Consider the following 24,294-nt stretch of genomic DNA (forward strand, 5'->3'; position numbering starts at 1 on the left):
AGGATCTCCGATGCCGATCAACGAATTCCCGCTGACCCTGCTCTGCCACCCGGCGACGCCGGCGCCCGTGGTGCGATCGGTCGAAGCCCGGGCAGAACGCACCGCCAGCGGCGACCTGGTGCTGGCCTATCGGCTGCGCGGTGACATGGTGCGCCTGCGAATCCCGCCACCAACGGCTCCCCGGCGTGCCGATGGCCTCTGGGAACACAGCTGCTTCGAGGCCTTCACCGGCATCGCGGGCGAGACTGCGTATCAGGAGTTCAACTTCTCGCCGTCCGGCGAGTGGGCGAGCTACGCGTTCGCCGGCTACCGCCAACCGATAGCCGTGGCCATACCGCTACCGGCACCGCGGCTGACCGCCAGGCTGTCTGCCGGCCGCCTCGAAGTCGAGGTGTTGATCGCCGCTGCTGCCTTGCCGGCGAATGCCGCCGCGGCGACCCTGCAGATCGGCCTCGCCGCGGTCATCGAGGCGGCCGATGTCGTCGACGGCAGCCACAGTTACTGGGCACTGCACCATCCGGCTGATCTGCCCGATTTTCATCATCGCGACGGCTTCCGCCTCGAACTCGCCCCGGCAAGCCGATCCGCCCGAAGGGATTCCTGATGCCCGCGTTCCTCTCCGGCCTCGACCGTTTGCTCGGCGACAGCGACCTGCGGCAACCCCTGCGCGGCCGCCGGCTGGCGCTGCTCGCCCACCCGGCATCGGTCAGCGCCGACATGACGCATGCGCTCGACGCGCTCGCAGCGCTGGACGATGTGCGGCTGACGGCCGCCTTCGGACCGCAGCACGGATTGCGCGGCGACAAGCAGGACAACATGGTCGAGTCGGCCGAGTTCTTCGATCCGCAGCACGGAATCCCGGTCTTCAGCCTGTACGGCACGGTCCGACGTCCAACATCGCAAATGATGTCGAGCTTCGACCTCCTGCTGGTCGACCTGCAGGATGTGGGCTGCCGCATCTACACCTTCATCACCACCCTGCTGTACGTTCTCGAGGCGGCCGCCTCGCATGGCAAGGAAGTGTGGATCCTGGACCGCCCGAACCCCGTCGGGCGGCCGGTTGAAGGATTGCTGCTGCGCCCTGGGTGGGAGAGCTTCGTCGGCGCCGGACCGCTGCCGATGCGCCATGGCCTGACGATGGGCGAACTCGCCTGCTGGTTCATCCGCCGGTTCGAACTCGAACTGGACTGCACGGTCATCCGGATGCAGGGCTGGGCGCCCGACGCGGCACCTGGCTACGGATGGCCGACTGGCCAGCGCAGCTGGATCAACCCGAGCCCCAATGCCGCCAGTCTGGCGATGGCGCGCTGTTATGCCGGCACGGTGATGCTCGAGGGCAGCTCGCTTTCCGAGGGTCGCGGCACGACCCGCCCGCTGGAGCTGTTTGGCGCACCGGATCTCGACGCTCGCCGGCTGATCGCCGGCATGCATTCGCTGGCACCCGCCTGGCTGCAAGGCTGCCGGCTGCGCGAGTGCTGGTTCGAGCCGACCTTCCACAAACACGCCGGGCAGCTGTGCCACGGTGTCCAGATCCACGTCGACGACAGCGCCTACCGGCACCACGGTTTCCGTCCCTGGCGCTTGCAGAGCCTCGCCTTCAAGGTGCTGCGGCGATTGCAGCCGGACTACCCGCTATGGCGGGACTTTCCCTACGAGTACGAAACGGATCGGCTGGCGATCGACCTGATCAACGGCTCGCCCGCGCTGCGACAGTGGGTCGATGACCCGACGGCCACGCCCGACGACCTTGATTCCCTCAGCCGCGCTGACGAGGACGCGTGGCTGCAGATGCGGCAGGACTTCCTGCTTTACTGAGAGTCACTGGCGAGGCTGCGCGCACGATGGCTGCGCCGCCGCGGCATCGCCAACCGTGCTCGTCGGGGCTCTCGCCCCCGACAGCAGGCTACGACGAGACCGCTTCGCGCACGGCCGCAGCGAGCGTCTCGGCAGCGCTGTTGACCAGCAACGGATCCTGCCCTTCGACCATCACTCGCAACAGAGGCTCGGTTCCGGAGGCGCGCAGCAGGACCCGTCCGTGCCCCTGCAACTCGCGCTCCACCGTGGTGCGGGTGGCCGCGATCAGCGGGTGCTCCTGCCAGGGGAATCCCTTGCTCAACGCGACGTTGATCAGCTTCTGCGGATACAGCCGCAGACAGCCCAGCAACTGCTGCAGATCGCCGCCCTCCTCGCGTAGCGCGCACAACACCTGCAGTGCAGAGACGATGCCATCGCCGGTCGTGTGCCGATCAAGACACAGGATGTGTCCCGAGTTCTCGCCACCATAAAGCCAGCCCTTCTGCCGCAGCAGGTCCATGACGTAGCGGTCGCCGACGGCCGCGCGGGCAAACGGAACCTTGAGTTCGCCGAATGCATGTTCCAGAGCCAGATTGGTCATCAGCGTGCCGACGACTCCGGCAACCGCTCCTTGCCGCAATCGGCTGCGCACGACGGCAAACAGCAGCTGGTCGCCATCGTAGACCTGGCCCAGCGAATCGACCATGATCAAGCGGTCCGCGTCACCATCGAGGGCAATGCCGATGTCGGCCGCCTGCGCCAAGACCGCCCTCGACAGAGCTCCAGGAGCGGTCGCGCCTACATCCTGATTGATGTTCAGGCCATTCGGTTCGGTACCGATGCTGCTGACTTCTGCCCCCAGCTCATGGAAGACATGCGGCGCGAGATGATAGGCAGCACCGTTGGCGCAATCGACGACGATCTTCAGTCCGCGCAGGTCCATCTCGAATGGGAAGGTGCCCTTGCAGAACTCGATGTAGCGCCCGTCGGCGTCGCCGATCCGACGCGCCCGCCCGAGACCGGCGGAGGGAACACAGGTCAGCGGTTCGTCGAGGGCCGCCTCGATCTCGAGTTCCAGATCATCGGGCAGCTTGCTTCCGTTCGCCGCGAAGAACTTGATCCCGTTGTCGTAGTACGGGTTGTGCGACGCGGAAATGACGATGCCCGCCTGCAGGCGCAGGGCGCGAGTGAGGTAGGCAATCGCCGGCGTCGGCATCGGCCCGACCAGACAGACATCGACCCCGGCGGCGGAAAACCCGGCTTCGAGAGCCGCCTCCAGCATGTAGCCCGAGATCCGGGTGTCTTTGCCAATCAGTACCGCTGGCCGGTCGCCCGGCTTGGCATGGCTGCGCGTACTGTCGCGTGCGGCCAGGACCCGTCCGGCCGCATGTCCCAGGCGCATGACGAACTCGGGCGTGATCGGTGCCTCGCCGACGCGCCCGCGGACGCCATCGGTGCCAAAATACTTTCTCGTCACGACTTTCTCTCCCCTTGAGCACAGGCGCCGAGTGGCACCCGTCACGCAAATGACATTCTACCCACAGGCCGGCCAGGCGGATCGCCAAATAGCGCACATAGACTGCAGGTGGCGCTGCCGCCCATGGCGATGCACGTCCCGCGGCTGCCGTCCCGGACTACAGCCGCTTGCGACCCGAGGTCGCCCGGGCAACCCACAGGGACTGCCGGAGTGATGCGCGTCAAGCTGCCGCCGCCGACCTCGGCGCATCGGTGCCGCGCGCCGCCTGCCAGACCGCCAGCGCATCGCGCGTTTCGGCCACATCGTGCACCCTCAGGACACGCGCCCCACGCTCGACAGCCACCACCGCGGCGGCGATGCTGGCCGCAAGGCGCTCGCCGAGCGGGCGCCCGGTGATGGCGCCAAGCATCGACTTGCGCGAGAGGCCGGCCAGCACAGGCAGACCGTCGCTGGCCAGTTGCTCGAGAGCGCGCAGCAGGTCGAGGTTGTGCTGCAGGGTCTTGCCGAAGCAGAAGCCCGGGTCGAGCAGGAGACGATCGTCGCTGATCCCGGCCTCCCTCGCCGCCCGTACCCGGCACCGCAGGAACTCCCGCACCTCGGCGACGACATCGCGGTACGAGGGCTGCCGCTGCATGGTCAGCGGTTGCCCCTGCATGTGCATCAGGCAGACCGCGCAGTCGCTCTCTGCTACCGCCTCCATGGCTCCCGGCATGCACAAGCCATGGATGTCATTGATCATCGACGCGCCGTGCCGCAGTGCCGCCCGCATCACCTCCGGCTTGTAGGTATCGACCGAGATGGGTACGCCACAGCCGGCGAGTCCCGCAAGTACCGGCAGGAGCCGATGCAGTTCGTCCTCTGCCGTCACCGGTAGCGCTCCGGGACGGGAGGATTCGGCACCGAGATCGAGCAGATCGGCGCCGGCGTCGATCTGCCGCTGGGCCTGCGCCACCGCCGCTGCAGTGTCGCCGGCAAGCCCATCTCCCGAGAAGGAATCGGCCGTCAGGTTCACGATGCCCATGAGCAATGGGCGATCGACGGCGAGTCGAAAGGATCCGCAACGCAGCATGCAGCAGCCTGGCTGATCAGCCGAACGAGAACGAGAGCGCTCTCGGTTCAGGCGGGTGCCGGTGGCGCGCTCGGCGCTGCATCCGGCGCATTGTGGTCGCTCTTGTTGGCCGGCGGCAACTGTGTCTGCTTTGGCGGACGCGGCGGCTTGCCCTGCATGACGTCATTGATCTGATCGGCGTCGATCGTCTCAAGTTCGAGCAACGCCGACGCCATCGCCTCGACCTTGTCGCGGTGCTCCTCGAGCAGGCGGCGAGCGAGGGCGTACTGCTCGTCGATGATGCGGCGGATCTCGCGATCGACCTTTTCCATCGTCGCTTCCGACATGTTCTTGTGCGTTGTCACCGATCGTCCGAGGAAAACCTCGCCTTCATTCTCGCCATACACCATCGGCCCCAGTGCATCCGACATGCCGTAGCGGGTGACCATGTCGCGTGCCATCTGCGTCGCGCGCTCGAAATCGTTCGAGGCGCCGGTCGTCATCTGGTTCATGAACAGCTCTTCGGCAATCCGACCGCCAAAGAGAACGGCGATCCGACTCATCAGATAGATGCGGTCGTAGGCGTAGCGATCCTCCTCCGGCAACTGCATCGTCAACCCGAGGGCACGCCCACGCGGAATGATCGTCACCTTGTGTACCGGGTCCGACTTCGGCATGAGTTTGGCGACCACGGCGTGCCCCGCCTCATGGTAGGCCGTGTTGCGCCGCTCGTCCTCGTTCATCACCATGCTGCGCCGCTCCGCGCCCATCATGATCTTGTCCTTGGCCTTCTCGAAGTCCTCCATGTCCACCAGACGCTTGTTGCCGCGCGCGGCGAAAAGCGCCGCCTCATTGACCAGATTGGCAAGGTCGGCACCAGAAAAACCTGGGGTTCCACGGGCGATGATGTCCGCCTTGACATCCGGCGACAGCGGCACCTTGCGCATGTGCACCACCAGGATCTGTTCGCGACCCCGGATGTCAGGCAGCGGAACGACCACTTGGCGATCGAAGCGACCCGGTCGCATCAGAGCGGGGTCCAGAACGTCCGGTCGGTTGGTCGCAGCAATGACGATCACCCCGACACTGCCTTCGAAACCGTCCATCTCGACGAGCATCTGGTTCAGCGTCTGCTCGCGCTCGTCGTTGCCACCACCGAGGCCTGCACCACGCTGGCGACCGACGGCATCGAGCTCATCGATGAAGATGATGCAGGGCGCATGCTTCTTCGCATTCTCGAACATGTCGCGAACGCGCGCCGCGCCCACGCCGACGAACATCTCGACGAAATCCGAGCCGGAAATCGAGAAGAAGGGAACCTTGGCTTCGCCGGCAATCGCCTTCGCCAGCAACGTCTTGCCGGTGCCCGGGTTGCCGACGAGCAGGACGCCCTTCGGGATGCGCCCACCAAGCTTCTGGAACTTGGACGGGTCGCGCAGGAAATCGACGAGTTCCGACACCTCCTCCTTCGCCTCGTCGCAACCGGCGACGTCGGCAAAGGTGATGGTGTTGGACGACTCATCGAGCAGGCGCGCCTTGCTCTTGCCGAACGAGAAGGCCCCGCCACGACCACCGCCCTGCATCTGGCGCATGAAGAAGATCCAGACGCCGATCAGCAGCAGCATCGGGAACCAGCTGACGAAAATGCTCATCAGGAAGGACTGCTCTTCCTCCGGCTTGGCCTCGATCTTGACGCCATGCTTCAGCAGATCGGAGACCATCCAGAGATCCGGCGGCGCATAGCTCGTCAACTTGCGCCCATCGGTCGTCGTTGCCTTGAGCACGCGCCCCTCGATGACCACCTTGGCGATGTTTCCCTTGCCCACCTCCTCGATGAACTGGGAGTACTCCATCGACTGCTGGGCCACCTGGCGATTGTTGAACTGGTTGAAGACGGTCATCAGGACGAGACCGATCACCAGCCAGACTGCCAGATTCTTGAACATGTTATTCAATACGTCACCTCTTCATCCTGCCCGCACAGCCGTTCCCGAGACGCCCCGCCGTGGATGCGGAATTGCATTCTAAACCGATTCCCAGCCGGACGATCAAGCATTACGCCGCCAAGCTCCCGTCAGGCTTGCAGGCCCCGGCCGAGAAGATACACCTCCCGACTGCGATCCCGCGAGGCATCCGGCTTGCGCAGGCACACCCGCCTGAAGGTCTGCCGCATGCGGACGAAAAAATCGTCGAAGCCCAGACCCTGGAACACTTTGACCAGCAGACAGCCCTCCGGTTGCAGCCATTGGCTCGCGAAATCGAGAGCCAGTTCCGACAGGTGCATGCCCTGTGCCTGATCACACAGGCTGATACCCGAGATATTGGGCGACATGTCGCAGAGTACAAGTCCCGCTCGCTCCTGTTTCAACAGTCCCCGCAGGCGGTCGAGAACCTCCGTTTCGCGAAAATCGCCCGGCAGGAAGACGACTCCGGGCAGCGGCTCCATCGGCAGGATATCGACCGCGATGACCTGACCCCGCCCCTGCTGGCGCTTCGCGACCACCTGCGACCAGCCTCCCGGACTCGCACCCAGGTCGACCACCAAGTCGCCCGGGCGGATCAGATGCTCGCGGTCGTCTATCTGCAGGAGCTTGTAGGCGGCGCGCGAGCGGTAGCCTTCCGCCTTCGCCCGCTGGACATAACTGTCGCTGACGTGTTCACGCAACCAGGCGTTGCTCGATCTGCTGCGCTTCATGCCTGTAAACCCGCTAGAATGGCTTTTCCAGAAAGGGATCCAGCATGCTCAACCTGAACTCCGAAGAGCGCCGCGCGCTGCGCGCCCGCGCCCACTCCCTGCAACCGGTGGTCGCAATCAGCCAGAAGGGGCTCTCCGAGCCGGTTGTCCGGGAAATCGACGCCAGCCTGGCGGCGCACGAACTGATCAAGGTGCGGGTGTACAACGATGACCGGGATGAGCGCGAGAATTTTCTGGCCAGCCTTTGCGAGCGACTGGCTGCGGCGCCGGTGCAGCATATCGGCAAGCTCCTGGTGATCTGGCGGCCACGCCCGGAACAGCCGGCCACGCCGGCAAGAGCGCCGCGGCGCAGCAAGCGCACTTTCCAGGGCAGTACCGGCACCTGACCGCGACACGCGATCGCGACCCGCGCGCCGCCGGATGCCTGTCTGGCCACCTGATCGCCTAACGGACACCGCGCGCCGCGGTGGCAACCAGCAGCAGGCCAAGAAGACTCTGCAGCAGGTAGAGGATGCTGGAAACGCCATGCCAAGCCGCGAAGCGGTCACGCAGGACACTTGCCATCACCTCTCGGGGCAGGGCGTCGGCCTTGAGTTGTGCCAGCAGGGGCTGGACGCCGAACAGGCCGACGACGGTCAGCAGCAACATCAGCAGCAGCAGCCAGAAATCCCAGCGCCGCCAGGCGGCGCCGCGCAGGCGGACGAGCAAGAAGGCGAGCAGGTACGCCGCGCAAGCCAGGCCCACCCAGCCGATCAGCTCGAACAGTCGGCCGGCGAGTTGCCCGGCCAGCTGACGATCGTTGCCCAGGGCATGAAACAGCGTCGGCGCAACGAGGTAGCCGATCGACCACAGGCCGCCGACCCAAAGGGTCAGGGCTACGCCATGAAGAATTTCGGTGATGCGGCGCATGCCTCCACTCACTCGTAGCGAACGTCGATGACTTCGTATTCGCGAACACCACCCGGCGCCTGCACCTCGGCGATGTCGCCAGCGAACTTGCCGATCAGTGCCCGCGCGATCGGCGAGTTGATCGAGATCTTGCCACCCTTGATGTCGGCCTCGTCCTCGCCGACGATCTGGTAGCAGACGCGGACGCCCGTGTCCTGGTCCTCGAGATCGAGCGTTGCGCCAAAGACGCAGCGCCCGTCGGCATCGAGCAGCTTGGGGTCGATGATCTGGGCGTTGGCAAGCTTGCCCTCGAACTCCTTGATGCGGCCCTCGATGAAGGCCTGCCTTTCCTTGGCGGCATCGTACTCGGCATTCTCCGAGAGATCACCGTGCGAGCGCGCCTCGGCGATCGCGGCGATCGCCCGCGGCCGCTCTACGGTCTTCAGATGATGCAGCTCGGCACGCAACAGTTCGGCGCCCTTGACGGTTACGGGTATCTTGCTCATATCGTTCGCTGCCAACAATGGCCAGCCGCCGGCGGCCGCGAGCAGCAGCACGGCGCAGGCGGTTGCATGGATTGACTAATGAAGCTGCGCGTGCAGTTCCTGTATCGGGTAGACCACGAGTTCGCCACGGTTCCTGATTCCCGCGACCGCTGCTTCGGCGCCCCAGATGGTGGTGTAGATCGTCACCCGCGCCGCCAACCCCGAAGTGCGAATCGAGCGCGAGTCGCTGATCGCCTTGCGCTTTTCGTCGACGGTGTTGATGATCAGGACGACCTCGTTGTTCTTGATCATGTCGACGACGTGCGGACGCCCCTCGGTCACCTTGTTCACCGGCGTCACGGCAATTCCCGCGGCGGCTATCGCCGCCGCTGTGCCGCGTGTGGCGAGCAGGGTGAACCCCGCTGCCTGCAGTTCGCCGGCGATCCTGACTGCCTTCGACTTGTCCGAATCCTTGACGCTGACGAACACCTGCCCGGAACTCGGCAAGCGCACGCTGGCGGCCATCTGGCTCTTCACGAACGCCTCGGAAAAGCTGCGCCCGACCCCCATCACCTCGCCGGTCGACTTCATCTCCGGGCCAAGAATGGTATCGACGCCGCGAAACTTGATGAACGGGAAAACCGCTTCCTTGACCGAGAAATGGTCCGGCACCACTTCCCTGGTCAGGCCCTGGCTGGCCAGCGACCTGCCGACCATGCAGCGGGCGGCGATCTTCGCCAGCTGCAACCCGGTTGCCTTGGAGACGAAGGGAACGGTGCGCGAAGCGCGCGGGTTCACCTCGAGAACGAAGACGACACCCTTCTGGATGGCAAACTGGATGTTCATCAGCCCGCAGACCTTGAGCGCCCTGGCCAGCAGGCGTGTCTGCCGGCGCAACTCATCCTGCATTTCGACCGACAGGGTATAGGGCGGCAACGAGCAGGCGGAGTCGCCGGAATGCACGCCGGCTTGCTCGATGTGCTCCATCACACCGCCGATCAGCACCTCCTCACCATCACAGAGCGCGTCGACGTCGACCTCCGAAGCGTCGTTCAGGAAACGATCGAGGAGCACCGGTGAATCATTCGACACCTTGACGGCTTCGCGCATGTAACGCTCGAGGTCACGTTCCTCATGGACGATCTCCATCGCCCGCCCGCCGAGGACGTAGGACGGCCGGACGACCAGCGGATAACCGATCTCGGCGGCGAGGCACAGCGCTTCCGCCTCGGTGCGGGCGGTCCGGTTGGCCGGCTGTCGCAGATCGAGCGCATGCAGCAGCTTCTGGAAACGCTCGCGATCCTCGGCAGCGTCGATCATGTCCGGGCTGGTGCCGATGATCGGCACGCCGTTGGCTTCGAGATCACGCGCCAGCTTGAGCGGGGTCTGGCCACCGAACTGGACGATCACGCCGATCGGCTTCTCGACGGCAACGATCTCGAGTACGTCCTCGAGCGTCAGCGGCTCGAAGTACAGACGATCGGAGGTATCGTAGTCGGTCGATACGGTCTCCGGGTTGCAGTTCACCATGATCGTCTCGTAGCCGTCGGCACGCATCGCCAGGGCCGCATGCACGCAGCAGTAATCGAACTCGATCCCCTGGCCGATACGGTTGGGCCCGCCACCGAGGACCATGATCTTCTGTCGCGGCGAGGGCTGCGACTCGCATTCTTCCTCATAGGTCGAGTACATGTACGCGGTATGCGTGGCAAACTCGGCGGCACAGGTATCGACCCGCTTGAACACCGGGCGGACCTGCCACTCATGGCGGCGCTGGCGGACGGCCGACTGCGTCGTCCGCATCAGGGTGGCGAGCCGCTTGTCGGAGAAACCGGCCCGTTTGAGATGCAGAAGCTCGTCACGCGACAGCGAGACAAGGTCGCGGCCGCGAATCCGCTCAGCCATGCGGTACAGGTCCTCGATCTGGGCCAGGAACCACGGGTCGATCGCCGTCAGCCGATGGATTTCGTCGAGCGACATGCCGATCCGGAAGGCGTCGGCCAGATACCAGATGCGCTCGGGGCGCGCCTCGCTCAGGGCAACCTCGATCTCCTCGCGGTCGGCGCTCTTCTCGTCGAAGCCGTCGACGCCAACCTCGAGCCCGCGCAGCGCCTTCTGCAGCGACTCCTGGAAGGTGCGGCCGATGGCCATCACCTCGCCTACCGACTTCATCTGCGTCGTCAGACGTGAATCCGCCTCGGGAAACTTCTCGAAGGCAAACCGCGGCACCTTGGTCACCACGTAGTCGATCGACGGCTCGAAGGATGCGGGGGTGCGACCGCCAGTGATCTCGTTCGCCAGTTCGTCGAGCGTGTAGCCCACCGCCAGTTTCGCTGCCACCTTGGCAATCGGGAAGCCGGTCGCCTTCGACGCCAGCGCCGACGAGCGGGAAACACGCGGGTTCATCTCGATGACGATCATCCGCCCATCTTCCGGGCAGATGGCGAACTGCACATTCGAACCACCCGTGTCGACACCGATCTCGCGCAGGACCGCGATCGAGGCATCGCGCATGATCTGGTATTCCTTGTCGGTCAGCGTCTGCGCCGGCGCGACGGTGATCGAATCGCCGGTGTGCACGCCCATCGGGTCGAAGTTCTCGATCGAGCAGACGATGATGCAGTTGTCCCGCCGGTCGCGGACAACCTCCATCTCGAACTCCTTCCAGCCGATCAGCGACTCCTCGATCAGCAGCTCGCGCGTCGGGCTGGCTTCCAGGCCGCGCTTGCAGATCTCGATGAATTCCTCCTGGTTGTAGGCGATGCCGCCACCCGAACCACCCATGGTGAAAGACGGCCGGATGATCGCCGGATAGCCGATCATCGCCTGCACCTGCAGCGCTTCCTCCATCGAGTGCGCCACCGCCGAGCGCGCCGAACCGAGGCCGATGCGCGTCATTGCCGCCTTGAACTTCTCCCGGTCCTCGGCCTTGTCGATCGCCTCGCGCGTGGCGCCGATCATCTCGACCGAATGGCGTTCGAGGATGCCATGCCGGGCCAGGTCGAGGGCACAGTTGAGAGCGGTCTGGCCACCCATGGTCGGCAACAGCGCGTCCGGCCGCTCGCGGCTGATGATCTTCTCCAGCACCCGCCAGTTGATCGGCTCGATGTAGGTCACATCGGCCATTTCCGGATCGGTCATGATCGTCGCTGGATTGGAGTTCACCAGGATCACCCGATACCCCTCCTCGCGCAGCGCCTTGCACGCCTGCGCCCCCGAGTAATCGAACTCGCAGGCCTGGCCGATGACGATCGGCCCGGCGCCGATGATCAGGATGCTCTCAATGTCTGTGCGCTTGGGCATCTTGCTTCTTCTCGTGTTGCATCATCTGGACAAAGCGGTCGAACAGGCAGGCGATGTCGTGCGGCCCCGGACTCGCTTCAGGATGGCCCTGGAAGGAGAACGCGGGTACGTCGGCGCGCGCGACGCCCTGCAGCGAGCCATCGAAGAGCGACACATGGGTGCGCAGCAGGTTCGCCGGCAAGCTGTTCCCGTCGACGGCAAAACCGTGGTTCTGGCTGGTGATCAGTACCTGTCCGGTCTGCAGATCCTTCACCGGGTGGTTGGCACCATGGTGGCCGAACTTCATCTTCATCGTCCTCGCGCCCGAGGCGAGCGCCAGCAGCTGGTGACCGAGACAGATGCCAAAGGTCGGCACGCGTCGGGAAAGCAGCTCGCGAATCGCGTCGATCGCGTAGTCGCAGGGCTCCGGATCGCCCGGACCGTTCGACAGGAACACCCCGTCGGGCTGCAGCGCGAGGACATCGGCAGCGCTCGTCTGAGCCGGCACGACGGTCACCCGGCAGCCGCGGGCAGCCAGCATGCGCAGGATGTTGTGCTTGACGCCGTAGTCGTAGGCGACGACGTGCAGCACGGGCGCTGGTGCATCGCGGTAACCGCCGAGAGTCCAGGCGCCACCGGTCCACTCATAGGCTGCAGGCACACTGACGACGCGGGCCAGATCCATTCCCGCCAAGCCCGGGAAAGCCCGCGCTTCCTCCAGCGCACACCGTTCGTCGACCGTCACCGCCATGATGCAACCGGCCTGCGCTCCCTGCTCGCGCAGGATGCGGGTCAGCTTGCGCGTATCGATACCGCTGATGGCAACGATTCCATGCTGCTGCAGGTAGTCCGGCAGTGTCTGCTGCAGACGCCAGCTGGCGGCCCGCGGTGGCAGGTCACGGATGACCAGACCGGCAGCGTAGTTTGCCCGCGACTCGAAGTCTTCCGCATTGCAGCCGACATTGCCGATATGCGGATAGGTCAGCGTGACGATCTGGCGGCAATACGAGGGATCGGTAAGGATTTCCTGATACCCCGACATCGCCGTATTGAAGACGACTTCGCCGCTGGCGCTGCCCGCAGCACCGATCGCCAGACCCCTGAAGACCGTGCCGTCAGCCAGGGCGAGAATCGCCGGCGGCAGAGTGGGTAGCAAGGACACGAAAGACTCCTGTGGAAGCTGTTGAACTCGCGGCCGGTCCGGGCCGTAGATACGCAAAAGCGGGACAGGCATTCAGCCTTCCCGCTCGGATCCTCGCCAGCCCGGGGATTATACCGGAGGCAGTCGCTCTTGGGGCGATCAGACGACCCGTGCCAAGGCATCTGCCGCCGCTGCAGCCGACCGCTGCCGACGCCCTGGTGGTGTCGGCGGCCGGTCAGCGCAAACCGAGCACATCCTGCATGTCGAACAACCCACTCGTCCGCTGCGCCAGAAAACGTGCCGCACGCAGACTCCCTAGCGCGTAGGGCATGCGGCTGCTCGCCTTGTGGCCGATCTCGACGCGTTCGCCAAGACCACAGAACATCACCTGATGATCGCCAACGATGTCGCCACCGCGCACCGTGGCAAAGCCGATGCTCGCCGCCTCTCGCTCGCCGGTGACGCCCTGGCGATCATAGACGGCGCAGGCGGCGAGATCACGTCCAAGCGCCTCGGCCACCACTTCCCCCATGCGCAACGCCGTCCCCGACGGCGCGTCGACCTTGTGCCGATGGTGCGCCTCGACGATCTCGACATCGTAGCCATCGGCGAGAATCCGTGCCGCAACGTCGAGCAAGCGGAACACGAGGTTGACGCCAACGCTCATGTTCGGCGCAAAGACGATTGGAATCTCGTCGGCGGCAGCCCGGATCGCCCGTTTGCCGGCGGCGTCGAAACCGGTCGTGCCAATGACCATCGCCACCCCATGCCGGCGGCAGCTTTCCAGGTGCGCGAGACTGGCTTCTGGGCGCGTGAAATCGATCAGGCAGCCGGCCAGTGCGATGGCCGCATCGTGATCACTGCTGACGGGCACGCCGCAAGGCTTGCCGACCAGTTCTCCCGCATCCTTCCCGTGCACACTGGCGCCAGGCTGGTCGAACGCCGCCACCAAGCTCATGGCGCCGTCGCGCAGCGTCGCTTCGAGCAAGGTGCGGCCCATGCGGCCACCGGCCCCGGCCACCGCAATCCTCAGTTCAGTCATTTCAGAACCCCACCGTTTCCATCATGCGACCAAAAAAGCCCTTCTCCTCGGGCGGCGGCATGACCGCACTGCCGTCCTCCGGCAGTGAACCGAGATCAATCTCCCGGTTGCGGGTCTCCGACACCGGCTCCGCCACCCCGGGCTCGGCCGCCGCAACATCGCCGCTGACACGGACCAACTTCCCATCCGCGTCGAAGTAGACCGACAGCCGCCGCGTTTCGATCTCGCCCGAACGGCCTTTCTGCAGCGAATAGAAGTAGTCCCAGCGGTTGGCGTGAAACATGTCCATCAACAACGGCGTGCCGAGCACGAAGCGCACCTGGTCGCGCGAAAGCCCGGGACGCAGCTGCGCCACCATCTCCTGTGTCAGGACGTTGCCCTGTTGGACGTCGATCCGGTACTCCTTGACGATGCGCGGCACCGACGAACAGCCTGCAAGCATGCAGAGGGCAACGGCCATAACGGCAACTCGCGGCAGGATCATGTCGTGGTCGAAAAGTGATGAATGGAGGAGACCGGACGCCCGGAGCTGGACCACGGGCAGTCGCCGAGGCGCCTGTCGACCGGCTGCAGACTTGCAGCGGCGCGGCACTGCCGCCCTCGTCGGTATATCATACTCGAAAAGACCCTCTCCCTTCGCCGGAACCGACCAAGGTAAGCTGATGAGCAACCCCGAAGACCTCAAGAGCATGGGGCTGAAAGCCACCACCCCCCGACTCAGGATCCTCGCCCTGTTCGAGAAGACCGAGGTCCGCCATCTGACCGCCGAGGATGTGTACCGCCTGCTGCTCGCCGACAACCTGGATATCGGTCTGGCCACCGTCTACCGCGTGCTGACCCAGTTCGAGCAGGCAGGACTGCTCGAACGCCATTTCTTCGAGTCGGGCAAGGCGGTGTTCGAACTCAGTCACGGTCAGCACCATGACCATCTCGTCTGCATCGACTGCGGTCGGGTCGAGGAATTCTGCGATGCCGAGATCGAGCGGCGGCAGGCGCGCGTCGCCAAGGAGCGTGGCTTCAGCATTCGCGAACATGCACTGCATCTCTACGCCCAGTGTACCAAGCCCGACTGCCCGCACCGCAGCGGTGCCCGTCGCGCAGCCGGCGAGGGCGACAAGCTGCCCTCCTGACCGCGTGTCCGCGCGAGCCGCGATCGACTCAGGCCCGCCTGAGGCTGCGGGCATCCCTCCTGCACGACCGTCTCCGGCCCAGCCCAGACCCTGGCCTGTGACCCAAAGCGGCGCCGGCTGAACAGGTGCGGAAACGCACGCTCGGCTGCCTCGCACGGCGCCTGGCTGCTCACAGATGCTCGTACTCGACGACGTCAGCGGCGGCACTGCCCGCCGAGGCTGCGAACGAGATGACGCCGCTGCCGCGCAGGACGAACTGCTCGTGCCGGATGAACAGTTCCTGCTCGCCGTTGACGGTGACGAAAGTGCCATTGGTGCTCAGGTCGATGAGGACGAAATTGCCACCGCGGCGCTCGATGCGGGCATGGTGGCGCGAGGCACGGCGATTGTGCACCGTGATCTCGCAGCCGGCGTCGCGGCCCATGGCGACGCTCGGCCGGTGCCGGTCGAGCAGTTTGACGTAGTGGCCATAGCGTATGCACAAGCGCAGTTCCCGTTCCCTTGGCGACTGCGGCTTGTCGACGGCCGGATGCCGAGGCTCTGCCCTGGGTTGTAGCCACATGACCTCGAAAACCGGGCCGTCGCCGGGCAACTCCGTGGTCGATCGACTGTTCAGTGGGCGCGTCAGCAACTGCAGTTGCGGCGTCAGCAAAGCCCGCGTTTCGCCGCTGGTCACGAGTTGCCCGGCGTCGGCGAGGCCTGCCAGAGACTCTGCGACACGCACCGCTTCACCAAAGACCTCGCCTTCGTGCTCAACCACGGCGCCGTGGTGCACACCGACGCGAATCGCCAGTTGGACCCCCGAGACCGGAGGCAGATCGGCGACCCGGCGCTGCATGGCCATCGCGGCCTGACAGGCATCGTTGGCGTTGGCGAAAAGCGCGCTCAGTTCATCGCGCTTGTTTCCCACCAGCCGGCCATGGAAACCGTCGATACCGCGGACCATCCGCTTCATGCAGCGCTCGACGGCATGCGTGGCCTCGGTCGTACCCAGCCGCTCGAACAGACGCGAACTGCCGGCGACCGCGGCATGGATCAGCGAAGCATTGGTCTCACTGGTGCTCATCGAACGAATTCCGCTTCCGCCGCAGCGGATCCGCCGCGATTACGAAATACCGTCACTGGCGCATGCGCCGCCCGTCGGCCGCCGCCAGTCACGACAACACCCGCAGCGGCAGGACATCCGGCGCCGACCACCCGTGCACCGGTCCTGGTGGATCGAACACCGGGTCGCCGCCAGCCACCGCCACCAACTCGACACCGGGACGCAAGCCTTTGAAATCGAACAGAGATTGGTCGGCCAGATGGGAAGGAACCACCTGCTGCAAGGCCGAAAACACCGCCTCGGTGCGCCCCGGGAAGCGCCGATCCCAGTCAGCCATCATCGCCCGGACCCTCTCCCTTTGCAGGTTGTCCTGCGCACCGCAGAGGTTGCAGGGAATGATCGGGAAAGCCATGCCGCGGGCGTAGCGCGCGATGTCGGCTTCCGCACAATAAGCGAGTGGTCGAATGACGACATGCGCGCCATCATCGGTGACCAGCTTCGGCGGCATGGCCTTGAGCTGACCGCCAAACAGGAGGTTGAGAAAGAGCGTGTGCACGATGTCGTCGCGATGGTGGCCGAGCGCGATCTTGTTTGCCCCCAGTTCCTTGGCAACCCGATAGATGACGCCGCGGCGCAGGCGCGAACACAGCGAGCAACTGGTCTTGCCCGGCGGCAGCTTTGCTCGCACCACCGAGTAGGTGTCCTGCTCGACGATCCGGTAGTCGATGCCGATCTGCGTCAGATACGCCGGCAGGACCTCGGCCGGAAAGCCGGGCTGCTTCTGGTCGAGGTTCATGGCGATCAGACGGAAGTCGATCGGCGCCCGCTCGCGCAGAGTCATCAGGAGCGACAGCAGGGTGTAGGAATCCTTGCCGCCCGAGATGCCGACGAGCACCGTATCCCCGTCCTCGATCATGTTGTAATCGGCAATCGCCTTGCCAACCTTGCTCTCGAGGCGCTTTCCCAGGCGCAGCAAAGTTTTCGACGGTTCCACGAGTGGCTCTCTCCGGCAGATCAGCGGTTCACAGATACGCGGTACGCCCGCCATCGACGTTGATCACCTGACCGGTGACGTAGTCCGCTGCAACGAGCAGGTAGTGTACCGCCCGCGCCACGTCCTGCGGGCAGCCGACGCGGTGGAGCAAGGTGTCGGCGACGATCTCCGCCCGCGCCACGCTGTCGAAAGCTTCGCTCTCGGGCCAGAGGATCGGTCCCGGCGCCACCGCGTTCACCCTGACCCGCGGTGCCAGTTCGATCGCCAGCGCCCGCGTCAGCCCCAGCAGGCCGGCCTTGGCGGCACAATACAGCGGATAGCCGGCGAGTGGGCGTTCAGCGTGGATATCGGTGATGTTGACGACGCTGCCGTCGCTGGCGATCAGGTGTGGCGCCGCCGCCTGGGTGAGAAACAGGGGCGCCTGCAGGTTGCTGCCGACGAGTTCATCCCAGTCCCGCAGGTCGATCCCGGCGAGTGGGGTGGGGAAGAAACTCGAGGCGTTGTTGACCAGGCCGTCGAGCCGACCGAACCGGTCGACGGTCGCCGCCACCAACTCCGGCAACCTGTCGATCTGTCGCAGGTCGACCTGCCAACAGGCGGCGGAAGAAGGTCGTCGAGCGTTCAACTCGGCGACGAGTGTCGCGGCTTCAGCAGCGGCCTGATGGTAATGCACCATGATGTTGGCTCCCGTCCCGTGCATCTCGACCGCGATCGCCCTGCCCAGACGCCGCGCAGCGCCGGTGACCAGTATCGTTCTTCCTTCCATTTCCAGTTTCCGGCTGGCGACGACAAGGACCTGATTTTAGCGGATTCCTGGATTCGATTCGGGGAAAAAGCTAACGCCGCGGTCGCCGCCGCGGTACACTCGCCACATCGTCCCAACGGAGCCCGCCCCATGAGCAAGTCCGATATTCCTCTCGGCATCGATGAGCTGACGCACTTTGCCGAACGGATCGCGCGGCTTCCGCCGGCCGATGCGGAGTGGGTTGATGCACTGCTCGCCGAAGTGCTCCGCGCCCGCCGCCATGAAACCGACCTGCTGGCCATGCAGGCGGCGAGCAGGCACGCAGCGAACGAGCACGGCGAGAACCTCAACGACCAGCTCGCCCAGGTCGCTCTCGACACCGCCGAATGGCTGCGAACGCTGTGGGACGTCGGCTACATGGGTGCCGGTAGCTTCCGCTCGGCACCACGCTCGGCGTTTCCGTCGATCGACCTCGACGACGTCAGGAAGTCATCGCTCTTTGCCCGGATTCGACAGGGCAAGCATGTGCTGCCCTTCCCGCCACCGACCCGTAATGGCCTCCCCTGGCACGACGTGCTCGACCATACCGAAACGACACACCAGGTGGCTGCCGAGATCGTTCGTGACGAGGACGGACTGGCCCTGGCTGCGATCATCGAGGGCTGCGCCGAGTGGAACGTCGTCGAGGAGACGCTGGGGAACAGGCAGTTCATCGTCCAGCACGAGGGCAAGGGGCCGCGCTACCGTCTGTTTCTGCCGGACAGCGGCGGCGCCGAGCTGCGCCGCGAACCACCCGCACTCGCCTGCCCGCTGCGGCAACAGGAACGCGGCGGTTTTCACAGTCATTGGCTGCACTGGCAGAGGGACGATGGCAGCACGCTTGAGGTTCCGCTGCGCGCCGCCACCTGGGAGCGTGCCGTCGCCGAGGCCGAGCACTGGCTGGCCACGCATCATCCCGAAGTTTACGGCCAGGTCCGTTTCGTTCGCCAGGACGCGTGCTGACGCGTCCGCCGGCGACGGCGGCGACGCTGCCAACGCCCTCAGCCGACGCACTGGCAGCCAGCGAAGCACTCGCCAGCGCCATTGCCGCTGACATCGCGGCCGCTGGCGGCTGGATCGGCTTCGACCGATTCATGGAACTCGCGCTCTACAAGCCGGGGATGGGCTACTATGCCGGCGGTAGCCGCAAGTTCGGCACAGCGGGCGATTTCGTCACCGCGCCCGAACTCTCGCCGGCCTTCGCCCAGACGCTGGCGATCCAGTTACAGCAGCTGCAGACCTGCTGCGCGGCGCGCCTGATCGAAGTTGGCGGCGGCAGCGGCAAGCTGGCCAGCGACCTCCTGCTCGAAATGGAACGGCAGCGGCGGCTGCCCGAGAGCTACGCGATCCTCGAGCTGTCGGGCGAATTGCGTCGCCGACAGCACGACACCATTGCCCAGCGGGCACCACACCTGCTGCCGAGGGTGCGCTGGCTCGACGAGTTGCCTGGGCGCTTCAGCGGTGTCGTCCTGGCGAACGAGGTCCTCGACGCGATGCCGGCACACCTCGTGCACTGGCAAGCAGGTGGCATCGGCGAACGCGGGGTGACGGTCGCCCGCGGCCGCTTCGCCTGGGCCGACCGGCCGGCGAGCGGCCACCTGCTCGAACGGGCTCTGGCGCTGGCCGGCGAATGCGGCATCCGTCCCCCCTACCTGAGCGAGATCTCGCTCGCTGCGCCGGCCTGGGTCCGGCAATGGGCGAGGATCCTGGAGCACGGCGTGCTGCTGCTGATCGACTACGGCTTCCCGCGCCATGAGTACTACCATCCCGAGCGCGCCGCCGGCACGCTGATGTGCCACCATCGCCACCACGCCCACGATGACCCCTTCTACCTGCCCGGGCTGCAGGACATCACCCTGCACGTCGACTTCACGGCGATCGTCGACAGCGGCTGCAGCGAGGGACTCGACCTGCTCGGCTACACCTCCCAGTCCACCTTCCTCTTCAACTGTGGCCTGACCGACATCCTCGCCAGGACACCCGCCGACGACCCGCTGCGCTATCTGCCGCTGGCCAACGCAGTGCAGAAGCTGGTCTCGCCAGCCGAGATGGGCGAGTTGTTCAAGGTCATGGCGCTTGGCCGGCGAATCTCCGAGCCGCTCTGCGGGTTCCGCAGCGGCGACCGCAGCGCCAGCCTGTAAGCGGTGCGGCCGGCAGGCCGCCGGGCTGCTCGGCAAGAGGTGCGCTACGCCGCCCCGGGACAGCCCGACAGCAGCGCTTCGACCGCTGCGACGCGCGCGGCGGAGACGCGCGCGGCGATCATGGCCGGTTCGCTGCAGCCGGCGGCGAGTGCCGCGGCATCGACCTGTCGCACGGCGGCCAACGCGCGCCGCAACAGCGCGGGCACCGGATAGGGCACATCGAGCCAGCCAAGACGGCCGTGGAAGTCGCAGCTGCAGGCCTCGAGCAACTGCTCGAAGCGCTCGGGGCGACGGAGCGCGTCGCAGCCTTCAAGGAGGCGGACGACCGCTGCCGGCGCCAGTTCCAGTGCCCGGTGAACTTCGCCATGATGACGAGCAACCAGCAGCGCCAGATCACGGCAGGCAACGGGCACGCGCAGGCGCCCGCAAACCTCGCCAGCCAGCGTGACGCTGCGTGCCTCGTGGCCCGGATGGCGCGGCAGGTCGGCGCCAGGCGTCAGGCCCTTGCCGAGGTCGTGCAGCAACACCGCCCAGCGAACGGGCAGCGCGCAGCGGCGCTCTGCCGACAGGTCGACGACGAGCATGACATGGACGCCGGTGTCCACCTCCGGGTGGCATTCCGCCCGTTGGGGGACGCCGAACAGCGTATCGAGCTCGGGCAGCAGCCGGGCCAGCGCGCCGCATTGCCGCAGGACGTCGAACATCCGCGACGGCCGCGCCTCCATCAAACCCCTGGCCAGCTCCTGCCAGACGCGCTCGCTCACCAGATGATCGACCTCACCGGCAGCGACCATCCCCTGCATCAGCATGAGGGTCTCGGCAGCGACGCGGAAGTCGGTGAAGCGTGCGGCAAAGCGCGCCACGCGCAGGATGCGCACCGGATCCTCGCTGAAAGCCGGGCCGACATGGCGCAGCACACGCGCCTGCAGATCGTCGATACCATGGTGCGGGTCGATCAGCTCGCCGTCGGCGGCGCGGGCGATGGCGTTGATCGTCAGGTCGCGGCGCGCGAGATCATCGGCCAGCGTCACCGTCGGCGCCGCATCGACGGCAAACCCGTGGTAGCCGTGACCGGCCTTTCGTTCGGTTCGCGCCAGCGCGTACTCCTCGTGCGACTGCGGATGCAGGAAGACCGGAAAATCCTTGCCGACCTGGCGGAAACCGCGCGCCAGCATCTCGCGCGGCGACGCTCCGACGACGACATGATCGCGGTCCTGCACCGGCAGACCGAGGAGTTCATCGCGAACCGCGCCGCCGACAGTGAAGATCTGCATGCGAACCGGGATCAGGTCAGCGCCGGTAGGGCGACGGGCCGAGGCCTCATCGAACGGGTGAGGTCGCCGCGCCGGCGCAGCATGCTGGTGGCGTCAGCCGCCGGAAGGCTCAGCGGCCGGCGCGGAAACGGTAGCGATCAAAGCGAAGCTGCGGAATCTCCGCCGGCGACAGATAGCCCGGAGCGACTGCCTCGAGCGCCTTCGGCTGCCAGCCGGGGAAGTCATGCGTGCCATCGGTGACGCTGTCGACTTCCATCGACCGCAAGTTGTCCGGCGACAGCGGCGGCTTCGGCAGCAGCCACATCACGCCGGCCTGCAGATAAGCCCAGCCACCGGTCCCGAGATCGATGATCCAGGGCGACCTGCCGACCAGATGTGCCGTGTAGTCGACCAGTTCGCGCAGGCTATAGACCTTCGGCCCGCAGAGATCGTAGCTCCGCCCGATCGTCGTCCGGTCGCCCAGGCTGTCGACGAAGGCCGCCGCGACGTCGCCGACATAGACCGGCTGGAAGCGGGCGCTGCCGCCGCCAAGCGGCAGGACGGGCAACAGCCTGACGAGGCTGGCGAACATGTTGAGGAAGGCGTCGCCGGGGCCGAAGATCACCGACGGACGAAAGATCGTCACATCGATCTGCTCCTTCGCCGCGCGCACCAGCATCTCGCCGTCGCCCTTCGAGCGCAGGTACTCCGATGGTGCTCCCAGCGCCGCCTGCAGGGCACTCATGTGCAGCAATCGCCGCACGCCCGCCTGTGGCATGGCGGCAACGATCTTGCGCGGCAGTTCGACATGCGCGGCGGCAAAGCCCTTGCCGTATGGCAGCCGGGAATCGCCGTCGTGCAGGATGCCGACCAGGTTGATGACCGCATCCTGGCCGCGCATCAGCTGCACGAGCGTCGCCGGCTCATGCACGTCGGCCTCGACCATCTCGACGGTCGGCAAGGTGATCAGCTTCTTGGTGTTCTCGCGATGGCGGGTCGGGATCGTCACCCGCACACCGCTTTCCGACAGGCGACTGGCGATCCAGCCACCGACGAAACCACTGCCACCGATCAACAATACGTTCGCGAGGTCCATAGCATCCTGCCGTGGGAAGAGAAGTCGGGAAGCCGACATTCTAAGGCAAATCTTCGCCCCTGACCTCGCCCCCCGTGCGCGGAGCGATGACGCCAAGCCGGTTCTTCAGCGTCTGTGGCTTGCCGTCAAACAGTGCCGCATAATAGATCGAGTTGTTCATCACCTTCTTCACGTAATCCCTGGTTTCGCTGAAGGGGATGGTTTCGGCGTAGATCGCTCCCTCGAGCGGGCGCTCGGCACGCCAGCGCCGCGCCCGTCCCGGCCCGGCGTTGTACGCTGCCGAGGCGAGCACCGGGTGATTGTCGAGACTCTCGAGCACCAGCCGCATGTAGGTGGTGCCGAGCAGCAGGTTGGTTTCCGGATCGTTGACCCGCCCCTGATGGAAATCCTTCAGACCGATCTTGTTCGCCACCCACTTGGCAGTGGCCGGCATCAGCTGCATCAGGCCCGAAGCCCCGACGGGCGAACGTGCACTGCTGATGAAGCGGCTCTCCTGACGCATCAGGCCGTACACCCAGGCATCGTCGAGAGCCTGATTGCGTGCCGCCGGCCGCACCTGGTCGCCATATGGCGCCAGATAGCGCAGCGAATAGTCGTGCTCGTTGCGCGTCCGGTCGGCTGCCGCGATGGCCCGGTCGTAGTTGCCCGAGCGCAGGGCGATCTCGGACGCCGCCAGGAGTTCGCGGTCGCTCATGCCGCGCAACGCCCAGTTCCATTCGCGCACCCCCTCGCTACGCAGATTCAGGCGGAAGAAGGCCTGCGCCCGCTGCACGCCAGGGAGCGCAGCCACCTGCGCCAGTTCCTCGCGGCTGGCTGGCGGCGCTTTCGGCGGTGGTGCCGTCGGCCGACCGAGTTCGTCGCTGGCCAGGCTGCCGTAGAAGTCCGGCTGCCCGGCGATCCGGCCGAACAGGGCGTTCGCCTCGTCGGTCCGGCCACCGGCGCGGTAGGCGCGACCGAGCCAGTAGACCCACGCCGGCTGAGCCGCCAGCGCCGGCGGCATGCTCTCGATCGTCGAGCGCACGCTGCCCCAGTCCTGCACGCGCAATGCTGCCCGCACCTTCCATTCGGCAACCTCATCCGACAACGGTACGGCGCCCGCCTGGCGATACCACTGCAACGCCTCCGGCATGTGCCGCTGCGCCGCCTGCCGGGCAATCTGGCTCCACGCCCAGGATTTCTCGCCACTTTGCAGCGACGAACCGATCCGCTCGAGCTGATCGGCGGCCACCTGCGGCTCGTTGCGCGCAACGCGCTGCACGGCCAGGGCAGCCAGCTCGCGCTGCAGGCGGTTGCCGGAAAAATCAGCGGGCAGCTTGCTCAACCAGGGCAGCGGCGAATCCGCCACCGTTTGCGCCAGCTTCCTCTCCGGCGTCTGTGCCGGGGGCAGGTAGTTCATCGTATACAAGGCGGCAGCGATCTTGTTCGCCTCGAACTGGCGGCGAATGCGCGCCCAGACCGCATCGGCGAGGATGCGCTTGCCGATGATCAATGCCTCGAACACGGGGTAACACGAATCGGGCGGCTCGAGCGCGCTCAGCCAGAGCGGCAGGGCTTCATCGAGCGCTTTCGCGTCGCCGCGTGCCAAGCGGCCCTGCAGCGCGTAGCAGGCCAGCTCCTGATCAGGCTGCAACAGGCGCGGATACTCGCCATCAAACAGATCCCACTGCTGCTTGCGGGCGAGCTGCCGCAACCAGTCGGTCCGCAGTTTCTCGGCGATGTAGGTGTTCTCGTAGCGACCCAGGAAAGCCCTGACCAGCGCCGGATCGGCGTCCTTGAGGTCGGGCACGAGCAGCCAGTAGTCGACGTAGGGCTCGAGTTCGTACCCGTGCAGCGCTGGCGCCAACCGCTCGAGGCGGGCGCGGTCGCCAGCCCGCGCCGCTTCCCGGGCGGCCAGGAACTGGTCGTCGGCCGACTGTGCCGCGGCATGCTTGACCACGACGGCGGTCGGCGAGAACAGCAGGAACAGCAGCAGGAGGGTCGTCGACAGGAGGTTCATGCT

The 24,294-nt window shown here is 66.0% G+C and carries 22 protein-coding genes; 6 read left to right on the forward strand and 16 right to left on the reverse strand.

All coding sequences use genetic code 11. The annotated features are described in order from the left end of the window. Positions 1-10: 10 nt before the first annotated feature. On the forward strand, positions 11-604 hold the full coding sequence (locus tag V5B60_RS02270) for a DOMON-like domain-containing protein (RefSeq protein ID WP_332345411.1): 594 nt from the start codon (positions 11-13) through the stop codon (positions 602-604). Then, positions 604-1,815, forward strand: coding sequence for an exo-beta-N-acetylmuramidase NamZ family protein (locus tag V5B60_RS02275; RefSeq protein ID WP_332345412.1), 1,212 nt, complete (start codon positions 604-606; stop codon positions 1,813-1,815). The genes V5B60_RS02270 and V5B60_RS02275 overlap by 1 nt, the downstream gene beginning before the upstream one ends. A gap of 88 nt (positions 1,816-1,903) precedes the next feature. On the opposite strand, the gene glmM is transcribed toward V5B60_RS02275, so the two are convergent. The 4 genes from glmM to V5B60_RS02295 all read right to left on the reverse strand — a co-directional run bounded on the left by glmM (position 1,904) and on the right by V5B60_RS02295 (position 7,014). Further along, the gene (glmM, locus tag V5B60_RS02280) at positions 1,904-3,271 is read right to left on the reverse strand and encodes a phosphoglucosamine mutase (protein ID WP_332345413.1); all 1,368 of its coding nucleotides are present in this window, start codon (positions 3,269-3,271) and stop codon (positions 1,904-1,906) included. Between the two features lie 220 nt (positions 3,272-3,491). Continuing rightward, entirely contained in the window at positions 3,492-4,292 is an 801-nt protein-coding gene (gene folP / locus V5B60_RS02285) for a dihydropteroate synthase (RefSeq protein ID WP_332345414.1), read from the reverse strand. Positions 4,293-4,387: 95 nt separating this feature from the next. Next, positions 4,388-6,274: an ATP-dependent zinc metalloprotease FtsH gene (gene ftsH, locus V5B60_RS02290; protein ID WP_332345415.1), complete on the reverse strand. Its 1,887-nt coding sequence runs from the start codon at positions 6,272-6,274 to the stop codon at positions 4,388-4,390. A gap of 119 nt (positions 6,275-6,393) precedes the next feature. Further along, the gene (locus V5B60_RS02295) at positions 6,394-7,014 is read right to left on the reverse strand and encodes an RlmE family RNA methyltransferase (protein WP_332345416.1); all 621 of its coding nucleotides are present in this window, start codon (positions 7,012-7,014) and stop codon (positions 6,394-6,396) included. Positions 7,015-7,058: 44 nt separating this feature from the next. On the opposite strand from V5B60_RS02295, the gene V5B60_RS02300 reads away from it, so the two are divergent. Beyond that, a complete protein-coding gene (locus V5B60_RS02300) occupies positions 7,059-7,400 on the forward strand; it encodes a YhbY family RNA-binding protein (RefSeq protein WP_332345417.1) in 342 nt (113 codons plus the stop codon). Between the two features lie 58 nt (positions 7,401-7,458). On the opposite strand, the gene V5B60_RS02305 is transcribed toward V5B60_RS02300, so the two are convergent. The 6 genes from V5B60_RS02305 to V5B60_RS02330 form a co-directional block, all read right to left on the reverse strand. Then, positions 7,459-7,923, reverse strand: a complete 465-nt coding sequence (locus V5B60_RS02305) for a DUF4149 domain-containing protein (protein ID WP_332345418.1) — start codon at positions 7,921-7,923, stop codon at positions 7,459-7,461. 8 nt (positions 7,924-7,931) lie between these two features. Then, positions 7,932-8,408: a transcription elongation factor GreA gene (gene greA, locus V5B60_RS02310; protein WP_034936131.1), complete on the reverse strand. Its 477-nt coding sequence runs from the start codon at positions 8,406-8,408 to the stop codon at positions 7,932-7,934. Between the two features lie 75 nt (positions 8,409-8,483). Beyond that, positions 8,484-11,690 (reverse strand): carbamoyl-phosphate synthase large subunit, encoded by a 3,207-nt coding sequence (carB, locus tag V5B60_RS02315; protein WP_332345419.1) that lies wholly within the window; start codon positions 11,688-11,690, stop codon positions 8,484-8,486. Continuing rightward, the gene (gene carA, locus V5B60_RS02320) at positions 11,668-12,825 is read right to left on the reverse strand and encodes a glutamine-hydrolyzing carbamoyl-phosphate synthase small subunit (protein WP_332350393.1); all 1,158 of its coding nucleotides are present in this window, start codon (positions 12,823-12,825) and stop codon (positions 11,668-11,670) included. The genes carB and carA overlap by 23 nt, the downstream gene beginning before the upstream one ends. A gap of 220 nt (positions 12,826-13,045) precedes the next feature. Further along, the gene (gene dapB, locus V5B60_RS02325; RefSeq protein WP_332345420.1) at positions 13,046-13,852 is read right to left on the reverse strand and encodes a 4-hydroxy-tetrahydrodipicolinate reductase; all 807 of its coding nucleotides are present in this window, start codon (positions 13,850-13,852) and stop codon (positions 13,046-13,048) included. Position 13,853: 1 nt separating this feature from the next. Continuing rightward, positions 13,854-14,336, reverse strand: coding sequence for an outer membrane protein assembly factor BamE (locus V5B60_RS02330; protein ID WP_332345421.1), 483 nt, complete (start codon positions 14,334-14,336; stop codon positions 13,854-13,856). Between the two features lie 178 nt (positions 14,337-14,514). Between V5B60_RS02330 and fur the strand changes: the two genes are divergently transcribed. Then, a complete protein-coding gene (gene fur, locus V5B60_RS02335; protein WP_332345422.1) occupies positions 14,515-14,982 on the forward strand; it encodes a ferric iron uptake transcriptional regulator in 468 nt (155 codons plus the stop codon). A gap of 169 nt (positions 14,983-15,151) precedes the next feature. On the opposite strand, the gene V5B60_RS02340 is transcribed toward fur, so the two are convergent. The 3 genes from V5B60_RS02340 to V5B60_RS02350 form a co-directional block, all read right to left on the reverse strand. Continuing rightward, positions 15,152-16,048, reverse strand: a complete 897-nt coding sequence (locus V5B60_RS02340) for an adenylate/guanylate cyclase domain-containing protein (RefSeq protein WP_332345423.1) — start codon at positions 16,046-16,048, stop codon at positions 15,152-15,154. An 88-nt stretch (positions 16,049-16,136) separates the two neighbouring features. Continuing rightward, positions 16,137-17,021 carry a tRNA 2-thiocytidine(32) synthetase TtcA gene (ttcA, locus tag V5B60_RS02345; protein WP_332345424.1) on the reverse strand — a complete coding sequence of 295 codons (885 nt, stop codon included), beginning with the start codon at positions 17,019-17,021 and terminating at the stop codon, positions 16,137-16,139. 28 nt (positions 17,022-17,049) lie between these two features. Then, on the reverse strand, positions 17,050-17,787 hold the full coding sequence (locus tag V5B60_RS02350; RefSeq protein ID WP_332345425.1) for a pteridine reductase: 738 nt from the start codon (positions 17,785-17,787) through the stop codon (positions 17,050-17,052). A 129-nt stretch (positions 17,788-17,916) separates the two neighbouring features. On the opposite strand from V5B60_RS02350, the gene V5B60_RS02355 reads away from it, so the two are divergent. Continuing rightward, positions 17,917-18,768 (forward strand): hypothetical protein, encoded by an 852-nt coding sequence (locus V5B60_RS02355; protein WP_332345426.1) that lies wholly within the window; start codon positions 17,917-17,919, stop codon positions 18,766-18,768. Next, the gene (locus tag V5B60_RS02360) at positions 18,762-19,946 is read left to right on the forward strand and encodes a class I SAM-dependent methyltransferase (protein WP_332345427.1); all 1,185 of its coding nucleotides are present in this window, start codon (positions 18,762-18,764) and stop codon (positions 19,944-19,946) included. The genes V5B60_RS02355 and V5B60_RS02360 overlap by 7 nt, the downstream gene beginning before the upstream one ends. Before the next feature lie 44 nt (positions 19,947-19,990). Here the strand turns inward: V5B60_RS02360 and V5B60_RS02365 are convergent, their stop codons facing one another. The 3 genes from V5B60_RS02365 to V5B60_RS02375 form a co-directional block, all read right to left on the reverse strand. Beyond that, on the reverse strand, positions 19,991-21,220 hold the full coding sequence (locus V5B60_RS02365) for a multifunctional CCA addition/repair protein (RefSeq protein WP_332345428.1): 1,230 nt from the start codon (positions 21,218-21,220) through the stop codon (positions 19,991-19,993). A gap of 109 nt (positions 21,221-21,329) precedes the next feature. Then, complete coding sequence (locus tag V5B60_RS02370) at positions 21,330-22,295, reverse strand: complex I NDUFA9 subunit family protein (protein ID WP_332345429.1); 966 nt, start codon at positions 22,293-22,295, stop codon at positions 21,330-21,332. Positions 22,296-22,335: 40 nt separating this feature from the next. Next, positions 22,336-24,291, reverse strand: coding sequence for a lytic transglycosylase domain-containing protein (locus V5B60_RS02375; protein ID WP_332345430.1), 1,956 nt, complete (start codon positions 24,289-24,291; stop codon positions 22,336-22,338). Positions 24,292-24,294 lie beyond the last annotated feature (3 nt).

The sequence above is a fragment of the Accumulibacter sp. genome (assembly GCF_036625195.1).
Lineage (GTDB): Bacteria > Pseudomonadota > Gammaproteobacteria > Burkholderiales > Rhodocyclaceae > Accumulibacter.